Genomic DNA, 13440 nt, shown 5'->3' with positions numbered 1-13440 from the left:
CGGCAAATTTTCCGGCCCCGGGACTCCGCCGTGCGGCGGAGACGAAGGAGGTGCGGTCCGATCTGCCGGACGGTCCGTTCACGGAATCCCGCCCGAAAACGCATATCCCCATGAAACGCATCCTCGCACTGCTCGCCGCATCGCTGCTCTTCACCGCCTCGGCCGCCGCACAGCGGCACGGCGAAGCCGCGGTGCTCAAAATCTGGGACAACCGCACGGCTCCCCACTCGAACGGCATCGCCTCCCCCGAGCGGGAGCCCGAACCGGACCGGATCGAGAACGTCTCGGCTGCCGAGCTTTACGTATTTCCGGCCGACAGCGTCCGCGACCGGGGGCTGGCCGTGGTGATCTGCCCCGGCGGCGGATACATGAAGCTCTGCATGGACTACGAAGGGTACGACGCGGCCCGGTGGTTCGCCGCCAACGGCGTCACGGCCGCCGTGCTCAAATACCGTCTGCCGGAAGGCCATCCCGAAGTGCCGCTCGAAGACGCCGTGCAGGCGCTGCGCATCATGGCAGGGCTCGAAGCGGGCGCCACGGGCTACACCGCGGACCGCGTGGGAATCGCCGGTTTTTCGGCCGGCGGTCACCTCGCGGCGGCCGTCTCGACGCTGGGCACGTTCAAACCCGCCTTTTCGATCCTCTTCTACCCCGTGACCGGGGACGGGGAGTCGCCCGGCTGCCGGATCACCTTCGACCGCCTGCTGGGCGGCCGGCGCACGGATGCCGCCGTCGCGGCGGCCTGGTCGCCATCGCGGCAGGTCACCGCCGAAACCCCTCCCGCGCTGCTGTTCCACTCCGACGACGACGCGACCGTCCCGCCCTCAAACAGCACGGCCTACTACGACGCCCTGAAACGGCACGGCATCGGGGCCTCGCTGCACATCTACCCCTCGGGCGGACACGGCTGGGGCCTGCTCGGCTCCTTCCCCTACCGGGAGACATGGCAGCGCGCCGTGCTCGACTGGCTCGACCGCCTCTGCGCCGTCCCGGACGGGGAGCGCCGCCGCTGAAAAGCGGAACGGGGCATTGCCGTTTGCCGAATATTGCCTATCTTTGCGCAAATAAACGACCCGCAACGGGAGCCGCCGCCGGTCTAACCGGACGCGCGCCCCTCTTGCCGCAAAATCGAAGGCTATGGCAGACAACACCATCCTGAACCGTCTCGACGGTTTGAAACTCAAATACGAGGAGACCGGACAGAAACTCACCGACCCGGAGGTGATCGCCGACGTCAAGCAGTTCGTCCAGCTCACCAAGGAGTACAAGGAGCTCGAACCGATCATCGAGACCTCGGAGCGCTACCGCACGGCGGTCGCCAACCTCGCCGAGGCGAAGGATACGTTCGCCAACGACAAGGACGAGGAGATGCGCGAAATGGCCCGCGAGATGATCGCGGAGCTGGAGCCGCAGATCGCACAACTGGAGGAGCAGATCAAACTGCTGCTCATCCCGAAGGACCCGCAGGACTCGAAGAACGCCATCGTGGAGATACGCGGCGGCACAGGCGGCGACGAGGCGGCGATCTTCGCCGGCGACCTGCTGCGCATGTACGCCAAATACATCGAATCGAAGGGATGGCGCTACGAAATCACCTCCTCCTCGGAGGGCGCCGCGGGCGGCTACAAGGAGGTGGTGATGAAGGTCACGGGACAGAACGTCTACGGAACGCTCAAGTACGAATCGGGCGTGCACCGCGTGCAGCGCGTGCCGCAGACCGAGACGCAGGGCCGCGTGCACACCTCGGCCGCATCGGTGGCCGTGCTGCCCGAAGCCGAGGAGTTCGACGTCGAGATCTCGATGAACGACATCCGCAAGGACATCTTCTGCGCCTCGGGACCGGGCGGGCAGTCGGTCAATACGACCTACTCGGCCATCCGCCTGACGCACATCCCGACGGGAATCGTCGTACAGTGCCAGGACCAGAAGTCGCAGCTCAAGAACTTCGACAAGGCATTCGAGGAGCTGCGCACGCGCGTCTTCAACCTCGAATACTCGAAATACCTCGACGAAATCGCCTCGAAGCGCAAGACGATGGTCTCGACGGGCGACCGCTCGGCCAAGATCCGCACCTACAACTACCCGCAGGGACGCATCACGGACCACCGCATCAACTATACGATCTACAACCTCGCGGCCTTCATGGACGGCGACATCCAGGACTGCATCGACCACCTGATCGTGGCCGAGAACGCCGAGCGCCTGAAGGAGAGCGAACTCTGACTCCCGGGCGATGGCTCTTCCCGACCGTTTCGCCGCCGAGGTCCGCGCCGTCGTCGCGCAGATTCCCCGTGGCTGCGTGGCGACCTACGGACAGATCGCACGGCTCGTGGGAATGCCCGGCTACGCCCGCCATGTGGGGCATGTGCTGGCGGCCGCCCCGGAGGGCGTTCCCTGCCACCGCGTGGTGAACGCCGCGGGCCGCACGGCTCCCGGGTGGGACGCCCAGCGGACGCTGCTCGAAGCCGAGGGCGTCCGGTTCCGCCCCAACGGATGCGCCGACCTCGCCCGTTCGGGATGGGATGCGCTGAGCGGACTGTCCGGCGAAAGAGAGAAACCCCGACGACGGAGCGGGAACACCCGTGCAGGGCAATATTCGCCCCTCCGCACCCGTTCTGCCGAAAACGAACGACCATGAAAAGATACGCACTCACCCTGTTCGCGCTTCTCGGCTCCGCCCTCCTGCCGGCCGCGGCGCAAAAGCCGCTCTACATCGTGAACGGCCGGGAGACGGAGGAGATCGCCTCGATTCCGCCCGAGGACATCGAGCGGGTCGAAACGCTTCCGGCCGACGAGGAGACCATCGCCCGCTACGGCCTCCGCGCGTCGAACGGGGTGCTTCTCGTCACGCTCCGCTACGACAGTCCCGCGGTGTTCCCCTCCGACTCGACCTTCGGGCGTTACATCGCCCGGCGCGTCGAGTGGCCCGACGACGAACCCGCGGCACGCGTCGTGCTGCGCTACAAGATCACCCCCGAGGGGCGCACGGTCGTCGATCAGGAGCTGGAGGTAACTGACAAACGACTCCGGCGGCGCGTGCTGAAGGCGCTCGGAGAGGCGCCGCTCTGGCAGCCGGCCCGCAAGAACGGCGTGCCCGTCGAAAGCGAAGGAGTGCTGCGCATCCAGCTTCCCGAAGGCAAGCGCATCCCCCGACAGGCGGAGCTGGTGTTCCGGTAGGCCGCCCTAAAAACGAAGAAACAACGATTCCGCATGAGAACGAACTCCCTATCGGCCTGGATTCTGGCCGTCCGCCCGTACAGCCTGGGCAACTCGGTCATCCTCGTCCTCGTCGCCTCGGCGATGGCCTGGACCGACGGCGGTTTCCGTCCGGGACCGGCCGCGCTCTGCCTCGCGTTCGCCCTGCTGATGCAATGCACGGCCAATCTGGTGAACGACCTCTGGGACTTCCTCAAAGGGGCCGACCGTCCCGACCGTCTCGGTCCCGACCGGGCCTTCGCCAAAGGCTATATCACCCTGCCGGCCATGAAGGCGGGCATCGCGGGTTTTACTCTCGCGGCCTGCGCGGCGGGTGCGGGCATTCTCTGCCTCACGCACGGAAGGCTGCCCTACGGAGGCTGGGAGCTCGTCGCCGTGGGGCTGGCTTGCGTCGTCTTCGCCTACTTCTACACCGCCGGCCCGTGGCCGCTGGCCTATCACGGGCTGGGCGATGCGGCCGTCGTGCTCTTCTTCGGACTGATTCCCGTCGGGTTCACCTACTACGTGCAGACCGGACAGTGGACGGCGGAGGTCACACTCGTCGCGCTGGCCTGCGGATTGGTGATCGACACGATGCTCATGCTCAACAACTTCCGCGACCGCGAGGAAGACGCCCGCTGCGGCAAGCGCACGATCGTCGTCCTCACCTGCGCCGCCGTCGGCCGCTGGGGCTACCTGCTGCTGGGACTGGTTCCCGCAGCCCTCTGTCTCACGCTGCTCGCCGCGGGCCGCACGTGGGCGGCCCTGCTGCCGCTCCTCTACGCCGCGGCGCACACGGCCACGTGGCGCAAGATGGTGCGCATCGACCACGGCGAGGAGCTGAACGTCTGCCTGGGCGAGACGGCGCGCAACATCCTCCTCTTCGGAGCATCGCTCACAATCGGCATCCTGCTCGGCTGACCATGGCGGAAGAACGGCATATCACCCTCCGCGAGCTGCAACGGCTCGTCAGGCAGACCCTCGAGGAGCGCTTCGCGCTGCCCGTATGGGTCAGCGCCGAGATTTCGGAGATCAAGATCAACCGTTCGGGCCACTGCTACCTCGAACTCGTGGAGAAGGGCGGCGACAACGGCGTGCCCACGGCGCAGGCCCGCGCCGTCATCTGGCGCAGCCACTACCCCCGCATCGCGGGTTACTTCGAAGCCGAGACGGGGCAGCGGCTCGAAGCGGGCATTCAGATTCTCGCCCGCGTGCTGGTCACCTACCACGAAATATACGGTTTCTCGTTACAGATCACCGACATGGACCCTTCCTACACGCTGGGTGACATGGAACGGCAGCGGCAGCGGACCATCGCGCAGTTGCAGCGCGACGGGGTCTGGGACATGAACCGCGAGACACCGCTTCCGGCCGTCGTGCAGCGCGTGGCCGTGGTGTCGAGCGCCAACGCCGCAGGCTACCAGGACTTCTGCAAGGAGCTGGACAAAAGCCCCTACCGGTTCGCTCTGACGCTCTTCGACGCCTTCATGCAGGGTGCGGCCGCCGAGGAGTCGATCGTGGAGGCCCTCTGCGCCGTCGCCGCACGGCAGGAGGAGTTCGACGCCGTCGTGCTGATCCGCGGCGGCGGCTCGCGCAGCGACCTGAACTGCTTCAACGCCTACCGTCTCTGCTCCCATATCGCGCAGTTCCCGCTGCCCGTGGCGACGGGTATCGGCCACGACAAGGACACCAGCGTGGCGGACATGGTGGCCCATACGGCGCTCAAGACCCCGACGGCCGTGGCCGGGTGGCTCGTCGAACGGATGGCCGGGGCCGACGGACGGCTCGACGTCGCCGCCCTGCAACTCCACGACGCGACGACAGCCCTGCTGCACGCGTCGGAGGTGCGGCTCGAACGCCTCCGCGGCGAGCTGCGGCAGACGAGCGGAACGCGGCTCGCCCGGCAGACGGTCCGGCTGGAACACCTCGCGGCGACACTGCCCGAAGCCGCCCGCGGCTTTCTCGCCCGGCAGCTTCTGCGGCTCGACAACGCCGCGGAACTCGTCGCCGGACGCTCGCCCGAGCGGATCCTGCGGCTGGGCTTCGCCGTGGTCCGCAGCGGCGGCAGGGCCGTCGTGTCGGCCGGCGGCGTCGGCCCGGGCGACGCGCTGCGGATCGAAGTGGCGGACGGGACGATCGAAGCGACGGTAAAAAACACGAAGATATGGCAAAAAAAGAGCTGACCTACACCGAGGCGATGGCCGAGATCGAGAAGATTCTCGCCCGCCTGCGCAGCGAGGAGATGGACGTGGACGGCCTCGCGGCCGAAGTCAAACGCGCCACGGAGCTGATCGCCTCGTGCAAGGCGCGCCTGCGCAAAGCCGAGGAAAAGGTGAACAAGGTGCTGGAGTCATGAAAAAGGTGATCCGCTGGGCCCTCAACCACATCCCGCGCCCCGTGCTGCAACGGATCGCGGGATGGGCCGTGCCCGTGGCCGGGCTGTTCTACCGGGGCCGGGGCGCCGAGTGCCCCGTCTGCGGCGCGAAATACCGGAAATTCCTCCCCTACGGCTATGTGCGGCCGCGCCCCAACGCACTCTGCCCCCGCTGTCTCTCGCTGGAGCGCCACCGGCTGCTATGGCTCTATCTGACCCGCGAGACCGACCTGCTGAAAAGCCACCCCCGCACGCTGCACATCGCCCCGGAGGTCTGCATCATGCGCCACCTGAAACCCCACTTCGCGGCCCGGCCCGGCAGGTACGTCACGGCCGATCTCGAAAGCCCGCTCGCGGACCTGCATTTCGACGTGCAGCGGATTCCGCTCGCCGACAATTCGGTGGACGTCGTCCTCTGCAACCACCTGCTGGAACACGTGGCCGACGACCGCCGCGCCCTGCGCGAGCTGCACCGCATCCTGCGCCCCGGCGGGTGGGGCATCGTCCTCTCGCCCGTGGAACGCGATTACGAACGCACCTTCGAAGACGATTCGATCACCGATCCCGACGAGCGCACGCGCATCTTCGGCCAGTACGACCACCGGCGCATCTACGGCGCGGACTATACCGACCGGCTGCGCGAAGCGGGATTCGAGGCCGCGGACATCGACTACGCCGCCTCGCTTCCCGAAGAGGAACGCAGGCTCTACGCCCTGCCGGACGACCACATCTACGTGGTGTACAAGCACTAACCGAGAAAGAAAACGATTCCCGTGAAGTGGGCCGCCACCGCCAGGTCGATCAGCAGATGCCACACCAGATGGTGATAGCGGAACCCCTTGCAGGCATAGATCCCCGCCCCGAGCGTATAGAGCACGCCGCCGAGGGCGATGAGCGCCAGCAGCTCCGTCGAAGCGCGGCGGACGAACAGCGGAAGGAAAAGGAGAATGGCCCACCCCATCACCAGGTAGATCGTGAGGCTGACGGCCGGAATCGAACGGTGCGACAGCGACTTGTAGAAGATGCCGAACACCACCATCGCCCATTGCAGTCCGGCGATGAGAAGCCCCTGCCAGCCGCCGATGACCGAAAGCGCGACGGGCGTATAGCTTCCGGCGATGGCCACGTAGATGAAGATATGGTCGAGCACGTGGAACACCTCCTTGTGACGCGAGGCGGGACGCATCGCGTGGTAAAGCGTCGAGACGAGAAACATCAGGAAAACAGAGATCACGAAGACCGAAACCGAGAAGGCCGCCCGCACCCCCTCCGGATCGTGCGTGTAGGCCCATACGGCGGCGAACGGAAGGGCCGCGAGCATCGCGAGCGCCATGACGCCGTGCGACAATACGTTGGCGATCTCCTCGCCTGCGGTAGGGACGTAAACCGCTTTTTTCTTCTCCACGGGACAACGGATTGGTTCTGTGTGCCAAATTTATAAAAATTTTTTCATATCTTTGCCAACAAGGTTAAGAGGTTGGGTTCAATGGATTTCTCACGCTACGAAAATCTGCGCGCGCTCGTGCGCGCGAACTTCTCGGAGACGACGCAGCGCCTTGTGGACGAGGCGCTGGAGTATGCCGACGGGAAGCTCGCCGGCGTGTGCCGTTACGACGGGGCGCCGATGCTCGACCACGCCGCCGCCGTGGCGTCGATCGTCATTTCGGAAGTGGGCCTCGGACGCAACTCCGCCGTCTCGTCCATCCTGCACGACGTCGTGCGGCTGGCGCACAAGGAGCGCCCGGCAGACGAATTCCTCGCACTCACCGAAGAGATCCGGAACCGTTTCGGAGAACAGGTCGTGGGCATCACGATGGGGCTGGCGAACATCTCGGAGCTGAAGCTGAAGACCTCGAAGGAGCAGGCCGACAACTTCCGCGACCTGATCGTCAGCTACTCCGAGGACCCGCGCGTAATCCTCATCAAACTGGCCGACCGCCTCGAGGTGATGCGCTCGCTCGGCATCTTCCCGCACGAGAAATGGCGCAAGAAGAGCTGGGAGTCGATGAACCTCTACGCCCAGATCGCCCACAAGCTGGGTCTCTACGAAATCAAGAGCGAGCTGGAGGACATCGCCCTCAAATACCTCGAACCGAAGGACTACGAGCACATCATCACGAAACTCGAGGAGAGCGCCGAGGAGCGCCGCGCCTTCATCGCCCGCTTCCTCGTGCCGATCACCGAGCGGCTCGACCGCCTCGGCATGAAATACCACGTCAAGAGCCGCACGAAGTCGATCTTCTCGATCTGGTCGAAGATGCACAAGCAGCACGTGCCCTTCGAGGGCGTCTACGACATCTTCGCCATCCGCATCATCATCGACTGCCCGCACGAGGAGGAGAAGCGGCTCTGCTGGACGGTTTACTCCGTCGTGACGGACTTCTACACGCCCAATCCCAACCGCATGCGCGACTGGATTTCGATCCCCAAGTCGAACGGCTACGAGTCGCTGCACACCACCGTGTCGGCCGAAGGCCGCTGGGTCGAGGTGCAGATCCGCACCGAGCGCATGGACGCCGTGGCCGAGCGGGGCATCGCCGCGCACTGGCGCTACAAGGGCGTGGGACAGGGAGCGCAGACCAGCGAACAGTGGCTCGGCCGCCTGCGCGAACTGATGGAGGACACGACGCACTCGCTGGCGCAGCGTTTCGACGCAAAACCCGCCTCGGGCGAGATCTTCGTCTTCACCCCCAACGGCGACCTGCGCAAGCTGCCCGAAGGGGCCACGCTGCTCGACTTCGCCTTCGACATCCACACCAATCTGGGCTCGACCTGCTCGGGCGGCAAGGTGAACAACCGCGCCGTGTCGATCCGCGAACCGCTGCGCAACGGCGACATCGTGGAGATCCTGACGCAGAAGAACCAGACGCCCAAGGCCGACTGGCTCGCGTTCGTCGTCACGGCGAAGGCGCGCAACAAGATCAAGAGCTTCCTGCGCGAGGAGCAGGCCAAACATACGCGCATGGGGCGCGAGGAGCTGGAACGCAAACTCAAGAACTGGAAACTCCCGCTGACGATCGACGAGGCGGTGGGCTACCTCGCCCGCCACTTCAAGGTGCGCACGGGCACGGAGGTTTACGCCCTGATCGCCACGCAGAAGCTCGACTTCGGGACGATCAAGGAGCTCCTTTCGCGCCACCTCTCGGGCGAGGCCGAGGAGCAGCGGCGCGCCGCGGCGGCCGAGATCGAACGCCAGAAGGCCGCGCAGCAGGGCGCGAAGGAGCCGCCCGCCGCCTCGCAGGACGCGCTGGTGATCGACGACGACATCTCGAAGATACAGTACAAGCTGGCCCGATGCTGCAACCCGATCAAGGGCGACGAGGTTTTCGGTTTCGTGACGATCAATTCGGGCATCACGATCCACCGCACGGACTGCCCCAACGCCCGGCGGATGCGCGAGAACTACCCCTACCGCGTCGTCGAGGCGCGCTGGCGGCAGTCGGCCGAAGGGGCGTTCCGCGTCATGATCCGCATCGTGGCGGCCGACACGACGGGCATGGCCAACCACATCACGGAGGCCATCAGCCGCGACCTGAAGCTCAACATCCGCTCGATCAACTTCGCCGCGGCGCCGAACGGCTGCCTCGCGGGCACGGTGGCCGTCGAAGTGCCCGGCGCGGGCGTCGTGGACACGCTCGTGCACCACATCATGCGCATCAAGGGCGTGCAGCGGGCCTACCGCATCAACTGACACACAACTTTTTTCATTCACCCACAAACGATAAATGGATAACAGCACAATCAGCGTCGTTTTTGCCGACCCGACTCATGCGCACTACGCTCCGCGTATCTGCGAACTGATCTACGAGTCGGCACTGCAGCGGGGTACGGGCATCGCCAAGCGGTCGCCCGAGTATATCGCCGCGAAAATGACCGGTGGCAAGGCCGTCGTGGCGCTGGACGGGGAAAAACTGGTCGGGTTCAGCTATATCGAGTGCTGGGGTCACGGCGACTTCGTCGCCACCTCGGGACTGATCGTGGACCCCGAGTACCGGCACATGGGACTCGCGGAACAGATCAAACGACGAACCTTCGAGCTGGCCCGACGACGATTCCCCTATGCCAAGTTATTCAGTATCACCACGTCGCTTCCGGTCATGAAGCTCAACTCGCGTATGGGATACGTACCGGTCACCTTTTCGGAGCTGACCGAGGACGAGGAGTTCTGGCAGGGATGCCAGGGATGCTGCAACTACGATATTTTGCAGCGCAACCACCGGCGCATGTGCCTCTGCACGGGCATGTTGTACGACCCGGCGAAGGAACCGCCCCGGAAGCAGTCGCGGCTGGCGCCCTACAAGATGTTTTTCCGGAACAAGGTAAAAAAACTGTTTCATCTGAAGTAAAAGCCAAAGTACGGCAACCGGCCGATCGGCAGGCGGTCATTCCCGGAATCATTTCGGGTGCGTCGCGACAGGCCCCTCCCGAAGGAGGGGTTTGGGATGGGGTCGGACTTGCAAACGCGGCCACAGGCCGCGACAACGGCCGGAGGATTTGCACTCCGGCGAACTAACGCGAACAACAACAAAGACAATATCATGGAAACCAAGAAAAAAGTGGTTCTGGCGTTCAGCGGCGGGCTGGACACCTCGTTTTGCGTGAAATACCTCTCGGAGGAGAAGGGATACGACGTCTACACGGCGATCGCCAACACGGGCGGCTTCTCGAAGGCCGAACTCGAAAAGATCGCGCAGCGCGCCGAAGAGCTCGGCGCCAGGGAGCACGCCACGCTCGACATCGAACAGGAGTACTACGAGAAGAGCATCCGCTACATGATCTTCGGCAACGTGCTGCGCAACGGGACCTATCCCATTTCGGTCAGCTCGGAGCGCATCTTCCAGGCCATCGCCATCATCGAGTACGCCAAGCGGATCGGCGCGGACGCCGTGGCCCACGGCTCGACCGGCGCAGGCAACGACCAGGTGCGCTTCGACCTGACGTTCCAGATTCTCGCCCCCGAGATCGAGATCATCACCCCGACGCGCGACATGACCCTGACGCGCGAATACGAAATCGAATACCTGCGCCGTCACGGCTTCACGGCCGACTTCAAGAAGATGGAGTACTCGATCAACAAGGGGTTGTGGGGCACGTCGATCGGCGGCAAGGAGACCCTGCATTCGGAGCAGACGCTCCCCGAGGAGGCCTATCCGAGCCAGATCGAGGCCGAGGGCGAGGAGCGGCTCACGATCGCGTTCGACCGGGGCGAGATCGCCGCGGTGAACGGCAAACCCTACGCCGATAAGGTGGAGGCCATCCGCGCCGTAGAGGCGATCGGCTCGCGCTACGGCATCGGCCGCGACATGCACATCGGCGACACGATCATCGGCATCAAGGGCCGCGTGGGCTTCGAGGCCGCCGCCCCCATGCTCATCATCGCCGCGCACAAGATGCTCGAGAAGCACACGCTCACCAAATGGCAGCTCTACTGGAAGGACCAGGTGGGCACGTGGTACGGCATGTTCCTCCACGAGGCGCAGTACCTCGAGCCCGTCATGCGCGACATCGAGGCGATGCTCCGCTCGTCGCAGCGCAACGTCACGGGTACGGTGGAACTGATCCTGCGGCCGCGCAACTACACGCTCGTGGGCGTGGAGTCCCCGTTCGACCTGATGAAGACCGATTTCGGCGAATACGGCGAAGTGAACAAGGCGTGGACGGCCGACGACGTGAAGGGCTTCACGAAGATTCTCGGCAACCAGATCAAGATCTACCACAACGTCCAGAAGCGCAACGGGAAATGATACGCGCCGGCATCATCGGAGGCGCCGGCTACACCGCCGGCGAACTCATCCGCCTTCTGGTCAATCACCCGCAGGCCGAAATCGTCTTCGTGCACAGCACCTCGAACGCGGGCAACCGCCTCTCGGAGGTCCACGGAGGGCTGGAAGGCGACACGGACATGTGTTTCTGCGACGGCTTCGACCTCGGGGCGATCGACGTCCTGTTCCTCTGCTCGGCTCACGGAGAGAGCCGCAAGTGGCTCGCGGCGCACGACGTTCCGGCCGGCGTGCGGATCATCGACCTGGCGCAGGATTTCCGCGACGAGAGCGAAGGCTTCGTCTACGGACTGCCGGAGTGGCAGCGCGACCGCATCCGCACGGCGCGGCGCATCGCCAACCCGGGATGCTTCGCCACGGCCATCCAACTGGCACTGCTGCCGCTGGCCGCCGCGGGGCTGCTGCGCGACGAGGTGCACGTGACGGCCGTGACGGGATCGACGGGCGCCGGGGTGAAACCCTCGGCCACGACCCACTTCAGTTGGCGCACGGCGAACCTCTCGGTTTACAAGGCCTTCACGCACCAGCACCTGCTGGAGATCGGCCGCAACCTGCGGCGGATCGAACCGGCGTTCGACGCCGAAATCGACTTCGTGCCGATGCGCGGCGACTTCGCGCGGGGCATTCTCGCCAGCGTCTATACGCGGTGCACGCTGGAGGAGGCCGACGTGCGGAAGCTCTACGCCGGCTACTACGCAACGGCCCCCTTCACGCACGTCACGGAACGCGGCGTGGACCTCAAGCAGGTCGTCAATACGAACAAGGCGCTGCTGCAGGTGGCCCGCCACGGCGACAAGCTGCACGTCGTCTCGGCGATCGACAACCTGCTCAAGGGCGCCTCGGGACAGGCCGTGGAGAACATGAACCTGCTGTTCGGACTGGACGAGCGGGAGGGGCTGCGGCTCAAAGCCTCCGCATTCTGAAACCCAAGCCGCCCCGGCGGCGAAAAACGAACGGAAACACATGGAACTTTTCAACGTATATTCCCTCTACCCCGTCGAACCGGTACGCGGCCGGGGCTGTTTCGTCTATGATACGGCCGGCACGGAGTACCTCGACCTCTACGGCGGACACGCCGTGATCTCGATCGGCCATGCCCACCCGGACTACGTGCGGGCCGTCTCGGAGCAGGTCGCGCGTCTGGGCTTCTACTCCAATTCGGTGGAAAACCCGCTCCAGACCCGTCTGGCCGAGAAGCTGGGACGCATATCGGGCTATGCCGATTACAGCCTCTTCCTCTGCAACTCGGGGGCCGAAGCCAATGAGAACGCACTCAAGCTCGCCTCGTTCCACACGGGACGCGCGAAGGTGCTCTCCTTCACGAAGGCGTTCCACGGCCGCACGGCGGGCGCCGTGGCCGCCACGGACAACCCCGCGATCGCGGCGCCGTTCAACCGCACGCCGAACGTGGAGTTCGCGCCGCTGAACGACATCGGCGCCGTGCGCGAGAAACTCTCGACGCGAGAATTCGCCGCCGTGATCGTCGAAGGAATCCAGGGCGTCGCGGGCATCCACTGCCCGACGGACGACTTCCTGCGCGCCCTGCGCGAGGCGGCGACCGAAACGGGCACGCAGCTCATCCTGGACGAAATCCAGTCGGGCTACGGCCGCACGGGACGCTTCTTCGCCCACCAGCACGCCGGCATCCGCCCCGATCTCATCACCACGGCCAAAGGCATGGGCAACGGCTTCCCGATCGGCGGCGTGCTCATCGCGCCCCACTTCGAGGCGCGGCCGGGTCTGCTGGGCACCACCTTCGGCGGCAACCACCTCGCCTGTGCCGCGGCGATCGCCGTGCTGGACACGATCGAACGCGAACGGCTCGTGGAAAACGCCGCCGCGGTGGGCGAATACCTGCTCGGCGAGCTGCGGCGGTTCACGACGCTCCGCGAAGTCCGGGGCCGCGGCCTGATGATCGGCATCGAAACCGACGGTCCGGGGGCCGAACTGCGCCGGCGGCTGCTCTTCGAGCGGCACGTCTTCACGGGCGGAGCGGGCGCCTCGACCGTCCGGCTGCTTCCGGCCCTCTGCCTCACGCGCGAGCTGGCCGACCGTTTCCTCGAATCGTTCCGCGGGATCGTCGGATAACCC

General features: G+C 65.4%; 13 protein-coding genes and 1 pseudogene. 13 read left to right on the top strand and 1 reads right to left on the bottom strand.

Going from position 1 to position 13440, the window contains the following annotated elements; genetic code table 11:
* Window positions 1-110: 110 nt before the first annotated feature.
* The 8 genes and pseudogenes from FME97_RS07410 (at window position 111) to FME97_RS07375 (ending at window position 6321) form a co-directional block, all read left to right on the top strand.
* Complete coding sequence (locus FME97_RS07410) at window positions 111-1013, top strand: alpha/beta hydrolase (protein ID WP_141428655.1); 903 nt, start codon at window positions 111-113, stop codon at window positions 1011-1013.
* Between the two features lie 124 nt (window positions 1014-1137).
* The gene (prfA, locus tag FME97_RS07405) at window positions 1138-2223 is read left to right on the top strand and encodes a peptide chain release factor 1 (protein ID WP_141428654.1); all 1086 of its coding nucleotides are present in this window, start codon (window positions 1138-1140) and stop codon (window positions 2221-2223) included.
* A 10-nt stretch (window positions 2224-2233) separates the two neighbouring features.
* Window positions 2234-2521: pseudogene (locus tag FME97_RS12560) on the top strand (MGMT family protein); the annotation flags it as partial.
* A gap of 113 nt (window positions 2522-2634) precedes the next feature.
* Complete coding sequence (locus FME97_RS07395; protein ID WP_141428650.1) at window positions 2635-3177, top strand: TonB-dependent receptor plug domain-containing protein; 543 nt, start codon at window positions 2635-2637, stop codon at window positions 3175-3177.
* A gap of 33 nt (window positions 3178-3210) precedes the next feature.
* A complete protein-coding gene (gene menA, locus FME97_RS07390; RefSeq protein WP_141428648.1) occupies window positions 3211-4116 on the top strand; it encodes a 1,4-dihydroxy-2-naphthoate octaprenyltransferase in 906 nt (301 codons plus the stop codon).
* A gap of 2 nt (window positions 4117-4118) precedes the next feature.
* Window positions 4119-5378, top strand: coding sequence for an exodeoxyribonuclease VII large subunit (gene xseA / locus FME97_RS07385; protein WP_141428646.1), 1260 nt, complete (start codon window positions 4119-4121; stop codon window positions 5376-5378).
* Window positions 5360-5551: an exodeoxyribonuclease VII small subunit gene (gene xseB / locus FME97_RS07380; RefSeq protein WP_141428644.1), complete on the top strand. Its 192-nt coding sequence runs from the start codon at window positions 5360-5362 to the stop codon at window positions 5549-5551. The genes xseA and xseB overlap by 19 nt, the downstream gene beginning before the upstream one ends.
* Window positions 5548-6321, top strand: a complete 774-nt coding sequence (locus FME97_RS07375; protein ID WP_141428643.1) for a class I SAM-dependent methyltransferase — start codon at window positions 5548-5550, stop codon at window positions 6319-6321. The genes xseB and FME97_RS07375 overlap by 4 nt, the downstream gene beginning before the upstream one ends.
* Here the strand turns inward: FME97_RS07375 and trhA are convergent.
* Entirely contained in the window at window positions 6318-6974 is a 657-nt protein-coding gene (gene trhA, locus FME97_RS07370; protein WP_141428641.1) for a PAQR family membrane homeostasis protein TrhA, read from the bottom strand. The two genes, FME97_RS07375 and trhA, sit on opposite strands and share 4 nt — an antisense overlap.
* Window positions 6975-7055: 81 nt before the next feature.
* On the opposite strand from trhA, the gene FME97_RS07365 reads away from it, so the two are divergent.
* The 5 genes from FME97_RS07365 to FME97_RS07345 all read left to right on the top strand — a co-directional run bounded on the left by FME97_RS07365 (window position 7056) and on the right by FME97_RS07345 (window position 13437).
* The gene (locus tag FME97_RS07365) at window positions 7056-9260 is read left to right on the top strand and encodes a RelA/SpoT family protein (RefSeq protein ID WP_141428639.1); all 2205 of its coding nucleotides are present in this window, start codon (window positions 7056-7058) and stop codon (window positions 9258-9260) included.
* Window positions 9261-9294: 34 nt separating this feature from the next.
* Window positions 9295-9915: a GNAT family N-acetyltransferase gene (locus tag FME97_RS07360; protein ID WP_141428637.1), complete on the top strand. Its 621-nt coding sequence runs from the start codon at window positions 9295-9297 to the stop codon at window positions 9913-9915.
* A 192-nt stretch (window positions 9916-10107) separates the two neighbouring features.
* Window positions 10108-11313: an argininosuccinate synthase gene (gene argG, locus FME97_RS07355; protein WP_141428636.1), complete on the top strand. Its 1206-nt coding sequence runs from the start codon at window positions 10108-10110 to the stop codon at window positions 11311-11313.
* Window positions 11310-12272 (top strand): N-acetyl-gamma-glutamyl-phosphate reductase, encoded by a 963-nt coding sequence (gene argC / locus FME97_RS07350; RefSeq protein WP_141428634.1) that lies wholly within the window; start codon window positions 11310-11312, stop codon window positions 12270-12272. Before argG ends, argC begins: the two co-directional genes overlap by 4 nt.
* Before the next feature lie 40 nt (window positions 12273-12312).
* Window positions 12313-13437, top strand: a complete 1125-nt coding sequence (locus tag FME97_RS07345; RefSeq protein WP_141428633.1) for an aspartate aminotransferase family protein — start codon at window positions 12313-12315, stop codon at window positions 13435-13437.
* Window positions 13438-13440 lie beyond the last annotated feature (3 nt).

Source organism: Alistipes dispar, assembly GCF_006542685.1.
In the GTDB taxonomy this organism is placed as follows: domain Bacteria; phylum Bacteroidota; class Bacteroidia; order Bacteroidales; family Rikenellaceae; genus Alistipes; species Alistipes dispar.
Note: the sequence above shows the minus strand (reverse complement) of the source record. Positions and strands in the feature narration are given on the sequence as shown.

Coding starts and splice junctions, on each gene's coding strand:
- FME97_RS07410 (WP_141428655.1), top strand. CDS start 111: ATGAAACGCATCCTCGCACTGCTCGCCGCATCGCTGCTCTTCACCGCC.
- FME97_RS07395 (WP_141428650.1), top strand. CDS start 2,635: ATGAAAAGATACGCACTCACCCTGTTCGCGCTTCTCGGCTCCGCCCTC.
- FME97_RS07365 (WP_141428639.1), top strand. CDS start 7,056: ATGGATTTCTCACGCTACGAAAATCTGCGCGCGCTCGTGCGCGCGAAC.
- xseA (WP_141428646.1), top strand. CDS start 4,119: ATGGCGGAAGAACGGCATATCACCCTCCGCGAGCTGCAACGGCTCGTC.
- argC (WP_141428634.1), top strand. CDS start 11,310: ATGATACGCGCCGGCATCATCGGAGGCGCCGGCTACACCGCCGGCGAA.
- argG (WP_141428636.1), top strand. CDS start 10,108: ATGGAAACCAAGAAAAAAGTGGTTCTGGCGTTCAGCGGCGGGCTGGAC.
- FME97_RS07375 (WP_141428643.1), top strand. CDS start 5,548: ATGAAAAAGGTGATCCGCTGGGCCCTCAACCACATCCCGCGCCCCGTG.
- menA (WP_141428648.1), top strand. CDS start 3,211: ATGAGAACGAACTCCCTATCGGCCTGGATTCTGGCCGTCCGCCCGTAC.
- xseB (WP_141428644.1), top strand. CDS start 5,360: ATGGCAAAAAAAGAGCTGACCTACACCGAGGCGATGGCCGAGATCGAG.
- prfA (WP_141428654.1), top strand. CDS start 1,138: ATGGCAGACAACACCATCCTGAACCGTCTCGACGGTTTGAAACTCAAA.
- FME97_RS07345 (WP_141428633.1), top strand. CDS start 12,313: ATGGAACTTTTCAACGTATATTCCCTCTACCCCGTCGAACCGGTACGC.
- FME97_RS07360 (WP_141428637.1), top strand. CDS start 9,295: ATGGATAACAGCACAATCAGCGTCGTTTTTGCCGACCCGACTCATGCG.